This is a genomic window from Longimicrobiaceae bacterium, assembly GCA_035696245.1.
Classification (GTDB): Bacteria; Gemmatimonadota; Gemmatimonadetes; order Longimicrobiales; family Longimicrobiaceae; genus DASRQW01.
In genome coordinates this window covers 1-6,761 of sequence record DASRQW010000288.1, presented here as the reverse complement: position 1 = coordinate 6,761, position 6,761 = coordinate 1, and the positions used below count along the sequence as shown (strand labels likewise).

At 69.8% G+C, this 6,761-nt stretch carries 5 protein-coding genes; 4 read left to right on the top strand and 1 reads right to left on the bottom strand.

What is annotated here, in order from left to right; translation table 11 throughout:
• Positions 1-2,015 (top strand): hydantoinase B/oxoprolinase family protein (locus tag VFE05_13385; GenBank protein ID HET6231060.1); only part of this gene is annotated, 2,015 nt, incomplete at its 5' end.
• A 97-nt stretch (positions 2,016-2,112) separates the two neighbouring features.
• Complete coding sequence (locus VFE05_13380) at positions 2,113-2,862, top strand: hypothetical protein (protein ID HET6231059.1); 750 nt, start codon at positions 2,113-2,115, stop codon at positions 2,860-2,862.
• 65 nt (positions 2,863-2,927) lie between these two features.
• Here the strand turns inward: VFE05_13380 and VFE05_13375 are convergent, their stop codons facing one another.
• Positions 2,928-3,152 carry a DUF3072 domain-containing protein gene (locus VFE05_13375; GenBank protein HET6231058.1) on the bottom strand — a complete coding sequence of 75 codons (225 nt, stop codon included), beginning with the start codon at positions 3,150-3,152 and terminating at the stop codon, positions 2,928-2,930.
• Between the two features lie 301 nt (positions 3,153-3,453).
• On the opposite strand from VFE05_13375, the gene VFE05_13370 reads away from it, so the two are divergent.
• Together VFE05_13370 and VFE05_13365 are read left to right on the top strand one after the other, a co-directional pair.
• Positions 3,454-6,111, top strand: coding sequence for a M1 family aminopeptidase (locus VFE05_13370; GenBank protein ID HET6231057.1), 2,658 nt, complete (start codon positions 3,454-3,456; stop codon positions 6,109-6,111).
• 265 nt (positions 6,112-6,376) lie between these two features.
• The coding region (locus VFE05_13365) for a DinB family protein (protein ID HET6231056.1) at positions 6,377-6,761 on the top strand (385 nt) is incomplete at its 3' end.

The following is a 6,761-nucleotide window of genomic DNA, read 5'->3' as shown; positions in this document are numbered from 1 at the left end:
CCGCCGTCTACGGCCACCGCCCGGAGTCCCGCCCGGTAGAGGTCGAGTCCATCCGCGTGATCGCCTCCACATCTACCGATGACGAGCCCGCCGCCCCCACGCCCGAGCCGTTCGACGCCCAGCGCGACGGCACCTCGCCGCTGTGGACCGCGGGCGGCTGGCGCGACGTTCCCGTCTTCCAGCGCGACATGCTCCGCCCCGGCGCGCGCATCGCGGGCCCCGCGCTCATCGTGGAGCGCCACAGCGCCACCGTCGCCGACGCCGGGTGGACGCTGGAGATGGACGGCAGCGGCGCCCTCGTCCTCCGCGCATCCGCAGAAGCATCGACGGGAGATGCAGATGCGCCCGCATCTTCCGCATCGGCCGAGGCTGCGGAGGCGAACGCATCTCCCGCATCCCGCTCCCCCGGATCTGCATCTGACCAGAAGTCATCTACCGGATTTTCCGAGCCGTCGGAGGATGCGCCGGAGGTGGTGCGGCGGGAGCTGTTCACGAACCGGTTCGCGGCGCTGGTCGGGGAGATGGGGGAGATGCTGCGGCGGACGGCGCTGTCCACCAACGTGAAGGAGCGGCTGGACTTCTCGTGCGCGCTGCTGGATGCGGACGGCGAGCTGGTGGTGAACGCGCCGCACATCCCCGTGCACCTGGGCGCTCTCGGCCTGTGCGTGCGCATGGTGCGCGAGGCGGTGGAGATGCGGCCGGGCGACGTGGTCGTGACCAACCACCCCGCGTTCGGCGGCTCGCACCTGCCGGACGTGACCGTGATCACGCCCATCCACGGCGGCGGCGGCGCGCTGCTGGGCTACGTCGCCAGCCGCGCGCACCACGCGGAGATCGGCGGCAGCCGCCCCGGCTCCATGCCGCCCGACGCGACCACGCTCCCCGAGGAAGGCATCGTGATCGCGCCCATGCACCTCGTCCGCGGCGGAGTTGCGCGCTGGGACGAGATGCGCGGCGTGCTCGCGGGCGGCCCCTTTCCCTCGCGCTCGGTGGATGACAACCTGGCCGACCTGGCCGCCGCCGTGGCCGCCAACCACCGTGGCGCCGAGCTGCTTCGCGGCCTGGCGCGCGAGCACGGGTCCGCGCGGACGGCGCGCTACATGGCCGCGCTCAAGCAGCGCGCGGAAGGGCAGGTGCGCGCCGCCCTCGCCCGCATCCCCGACGGCGCGTACGAGGCGGAGCAGCAACTGGACGATGGCTCGCCGCTGCGGGTGCGCATCGAGGTCTCCGGTGACGAGGCGGTGATCGATTTCGCGGGCTCGTCCGCCGTGCACCCCGGTAACCTGAACGCGACGCCGGCCATCGTCCGGAGCGTCGTGCTGTACGTCCTGCGGCTGCTCGTGCGCGAGCCGCTTCCGCTGAACGAGGGGCTGCTGCGTGCCGTCGAGCTGCGCATCCCCCCCGGCCTGCTGAACCCGCCGTTCGGTGGAGATGCGAGCCGCGCCCCGGCCGTCGTGGGCGGCAACACCGAGGTGAGCCAGCGCCTCACCGACACGCTGCTGAAGGCGCTGGGCCTCGCCGCGTGCAGCCAGGGCACGATGAACAACGTGCTGTGGGGAAGCCGGCGCTTCGGCTACTACGAGACGGTGTGCGGCGGCACGGGCGCGGGGCCCGGCTGGCACGGCGCGCACGCGGTCCACAGCCACATGACGAACACGCGCATCACCGACCCCGAGGTGGTGGAGCACCGCTATCCCGTTCGCGTGGAACGTTTTAGCATCCGCACCGGCTCCGGCGGGCACGGGAGATGGCGGGGCGGCGACGGCGCCGTGCGCGAGGTCACCTTCCTGGAGCCGATGTCGCTCTCCGTGCTCACTCAGCACCGCACGGAAGGCCCGTACGGCGTGCAAGGCGGCGCGCCCGGCGCCCCCGGCCGCCAGACCGTGATCCGCGCCTCCGGCGCGACGCTCCCCCTCGCCCCCGTCGACGGCTGTGAGGTGGGTCCCGGCGACCGCCTGCTGCTGGAGACGCCCGGCGGCGGCGGCTGGGGCGCGGCGGAGGATGAGTTGCCTTGAGCACTGCCGAGAGTAACGGTTTGCGCTCGTACCGGCTCAAGTAATGATGTGTTCGGAATCCCAGACCCTTCAGCAACCGTTCACCGAAGCCTACCCAATGCGAAGCGCGCTGCTGATTGAAGAGTTACGCCGGATTAAGCGTGATTTTGAGGCTCATGCCAGCCAGTACCACGAGTTAACACTCACCATTCACTACTTAGTGAAAGGGAAACAAGCCTCCGACCTGGTGCTGCCTAGGCCGCACTACGCAATCAACCTGTGGCAGTTTGTCGGCTACGGAGAAGAAGCGGTCCAGAACCTTGATCGGACGGTTTTCGGCTTGAGGAACGCGGAATTGACCGCGCTCGGAGTAATCGCTGGACCGCATACGGAGCGCTTCCGAAGCATGGCGATGCGCGCCGGAAGCCTGCTTCCCGACGAGGCGCGAGAGCTTTTGAATGTTGGGATTGTAAAACAGATCTCAAAGATCTTAGAGGAAGATGATCCCACCTTCGGTGCTTTGCTACCAATATTTTCATCCAACTCGAATCCATTCGCGGTGTGGCTAAACGTTATGCTAACTGCGGTTGTGACGTTCCAACCAGAACGGTTTCAGGGACAACGTTTGGCAGTCGATCCGTTTACTGCATCACTAGTGGCTCTTGACTATTTGCTTGATGTACTGGAGGACCGTCACCGTACGGTACAGCCGGTCGCTGCTAACCCTATACCCGCCCTTGAAGACATCGTCGAGATCAAGCCATCCTTCATGGGCATCGGGATCAACCTTCGAGCGCTAGTTCGGTGGCTCTCCCGCTGGCGGGCATCCCGGCGAAAAGGAAGCGGGACCACACACGCGGAAAAGTAGAGCAGCGACACTGCCCAGTCGATACTGCTCTCCATCTCCCGAGCCGTCCGCCTAGCGCCGTACCGTCACTCCACCCCGCGGCCGGTCTTCTCCTGAAGCTCGTCGATCTTCTTGGACGCCTCGGCCTTGGTGAGGCCGTCGTCCACCTCCACGTGCGCCTCGGTGGCCAGGGTGTGCAGGTAGGACTTCTGGGCCCCGGTCATCGGCTGGTCGCCGGTGGTCCACTGGTCCGGGTCCTTGATCATGTTGCCGGTATCTTCCTGGTCCTGAGTGCGCTTGTCGCTCATCATCCGTTTCTCCTTCCGAGTTCGGGGCGCCGGCGACCCAACCACCGGCGGTGGAACGGCTTACGAGCAGGAATTGTACCAAACAAAATCCGAAACCATGCCTCCCAGGTGACGCTGCGGCACGCCACCGCGTCCGTAGGGTGCCATATGCGGCGGAATGGGGCTGGCGCCGTTGCGCCGCGTTCCGCACTTTGCGTTCACACGGACGTCTCGGAACGCGTGCGGCGGCTCCCCGGCAGCATCCCTGCCGTGGCGCCACCCCTGGCCGCACCCGCTTTCCGGAAGCACCCCCGCGCCGAACCCGATGCACTTCGCTCCCCGCCCGCTCGCCCTCGCCGCGGCAGCCGCCGTCCTGGCCGGCTGCTCGCCCGCCGTGCGCGGGACCGCGAGCGCCCCCAGCCCGGCCACGCTCATGCAGCCCGGCATCTCCCGCGAGCTGGCGGCCAGCCGCGCCGCCGTGCTCTCCGGCGTCACATACGACCTGGCGCTCGACGTGACCGCTTCGGACACGGCGGCCGGCACGGTGACGCTCGGCGTCGACCGCGCGGCGGGAGCGGGCGACCTGATCGTCGACTTCCGCGGCAGCTCGCTCGCGTCGGTGGCGGCGAACGGGCGGCCGGTCACCGACTTCCGCTGGCACGCCGGGCACGTCCTGGTCCCCGCCGCGCACCTCCGCGCCGGGCGCAATGAGCTGACGTTCGCCTTCTCGGCCCGCATCGCCGCGGCAGGCACGAGCATCATCCGCTTCTCGGACAGCAGCGACGGGGCGACGTACCTCTACACGCTGCTGGTGCCCAGCGACGCCAACCAGCTCTTCCCCTGCTTCGACCAGCCGGACCTGCGCGCCCGCTTCCGCACCACGCTCACCGTGCCCGAAGGCTGGACCGCGCTCTCCAACGGGCCGCTGGAGTCGGCCGAGAACGTGCCCGGCGGCACTCGCACCCGCTTCGCACAGACCGAGCCCATCCCCACGTACCTGGCCGCCTTCGCCGCGGGCCCCTGGGCCGCCGTGCGCTCCGCACCCGCGGGCGAGCGCCCCATCACGCTCTACACGCGCGCCAGCCGCCGCGGCGAGGTGGAGACGGATACGCTGATCGCCAAGAACCGCGAGTCGGTGCGCTGGCTGGAGCAGTACTTCGGCGTGGGCTTCCCGTTCGCCAAGTTCGACTTCCTGCTGGCGCCCGCCTTCCCGTTCGGCGGCATGGAGCACGTGGGCGCCGTGTTCTACAACGAGGAGCAGTTCGTCTTCCGCGAGCCGCCCACGCTCAACCAGCGGCTCGGCCGCGACGCCACCATCTACCACGAGGTCGCGCACCAGTGGTTCGGCGACCTGGTGACCATGCGCTGGTTCGACGACCTGTGGCTCAAGGAGGGTTTCGCCACGTACATGGCGAGCGCCATGCAGGCGCGGCTGGACCCCGGCTCGGGCGCGTGGAAGAGCTTCTACCTGCGCAACAAGCCGCTGGCGTACGGCGTGGACGTGACCAGCGGCACCACGCCTGTGTGGCAGGAGCTGGCCAACCTGGACCTGGCGAAGAGCAACTACGGCCCCATCGTCTACAACAAGGCGCCCAGCGTCATCAAGCAGCTCAACTTCCTCGTCGGCGACAGCGCGTTCCAGGCGGGGCTGCACCTGTTCCTCACCCGCCACGCGTACGGCAACGCCACCTGGCGCGACCTGCTGGGCGCGGTGGAGGAGACGAGCGGCACGTCGCTCCGCAGCTTCGGCGAGCAGTACATCCTGCGCGCCGGCATGCCGGTGGTGGAGACGCAGCTTTCGGTAGATGCGGGGCGGGTCCGCGAGCTGGCCCTCACGCAGCGGCCCGCCCGCGTGCTCCCCGGCGATCCCGGCGGATGGTGGCCGGGCCGCGTTCGCGTACGCCTTGGTTACCACGACCGGGCGGACGTGGTGCTGCCCGTGACCTTCGCCGGCGAACGGACGGTCGTCGAAGGCGCCGCGGGCCTGCCCGTGCCGGACTACGTCTTCCCCAACGACGGCGACTACGGGTACGGCCTCTTCCTGCTGGATGCGGCCAGCGCCCGCCACGTCGCCGCGCACGTGGGGGAGCAGAAGGACGACCTGCTGCGGGCGATGATGTGGGGCTCGCTGTGGGACCTGGTGCGCGAGGGCCGCATGCCGCCCGCGGACTTCCTGGACGCCGCGCGCCGCGATCTGCCCGCCGAGCGCGACGAGCAGATCGCCTCCGCCATCCTCTCCCGCGCCACCGACGCGCTGGGCCGCTACCTGCCGGACGCGGGGCTGGCGCGCCTGGCTCCCGCGTGGGAGCGCCTGCTGCTGGCGCGGGCGGAGGACGCGCGGCTGTCGTACGGGATGCGCAAGGCCAGCCTGGACGCGCTGGTCGGCCTGGCCCGCAGCCCGGAGAGCCTCGCCGCGCTGCGCGGCTACCTGGCCGGTACGCGGCAGTTCAACGGCGCCGCCGTGAAGCAGCCCACGCGCTGGGCCATCGTGCAGACGCTGCTCGCCCGCAACGCAGCCGGCGCCCCCGCCCTCTTCGCCGCCGAGGTCGCCCGCGACTCCACGCCAGACGCGCGGCGGCGGGCCTTCGTCGCGGGCGCCGCGGTGCCGTCCGCCGGGGTGAAGAGCGACTACTTCCACCGCTATCTGAACGACCCCACCCTTAACGAGGAGTGGGTCACCGCCAGCCTGGGCGCCTTCAACGACCCCGAGCAGGCGGCGCTCACGCTGGACTACCTCCGCCCTTCGCTCGACAAGCTGGAGTGGGTGCGCGACAACCGCCGCATCTTCTTCCTGCCCCGTTGGGTGAGCGCCTTCATCGGCGGCCAGACGAGCCCGCAGGCCCTCGCCGCCGTGGACGCCTTCCTCGCCGCGCGTCCCGATCTTCCGGCGGATCTCCGCCGCAAGATCCTCCAGTCCCGCGACGAATTGGAGCGCACCGTCCGCATCCGCGCCGCGGTATCGGCTGCACCCGTCGGCAGATAAACCTCTGTAAGCTCGCCCTGCCGCACTCCGTTCCGCCGGCACGACCGCGTTCAGAAGCGGTACGCGCTCTCTGGAGCAGGCCGCGAAGGCGGCCTTCGTGCCGTCGTAGCCCGCGGCTTTAGCCGCCAGGGGGGGCCTCGGCCGCCATGGACCAACCCGAAACGGAATCGACGGAGGATCGATAACCCGCCTCGCGCGACGTAGCCGGTCCGCGATATCTTCTCCCGTCCGCGCAGGCGTTCACGTCACCTTCCCGGAACGGACCATGGCAGACGATTCGATGCTCAAAGCAGTCGCGTTCGGCGACCTCCAGAACGAGCTGGCCACCACCCGCCGCGTGCTCGAGCGCGTGCCCGACGAGCACCTGGGCTGGAAGCCGCACGAGAAGTCATTCTCGCTCGGCACGTTGGCCGCGCACATCGTGAACCTCGTGGGCTGGGGCAAGGACATTTTGGAGCTGGACGGCCTGGATCTCTCCGGCCCCGTCACCCAGTCGCTCAAGGGCTCCGTGCCGCGCGAGGAGCTGCTGCGCGCGCTGGATGCGAACATCGCGAACGTAACGCAGGCCCTGGAGCGGGCCACCACCGAGAGCCTGGGCAAGACGTGGACGCTGCGGCACGGCGACCACGTGATCCTCTCGGCGCCCCGCG

Bases quoted from the DNA above. Each gene is read 5' to 3' on its own strand.
- VFE05_13370 (HET6231057.1), top strand. From the start codon at position 3,454: ATGCACTTCGCTCCCCGCCCGCTCGCCCTCGCCGCGGCAGCCGCCGTC.
- VFE05_13375 (HET6231058.1), bottom strand. From the start codon at position 3,152: ATGATGAGCGACAAGCGCACTCAGGACCAGGAAGATACCGGCAACATG.
- VFE05_13380 (HET6231059.1), top strand. From the start codon at position 2,113: ATGCGAAGCGCGCTGCTGATTGAAGAGTTACGCCGGATTAAGCGTGAT.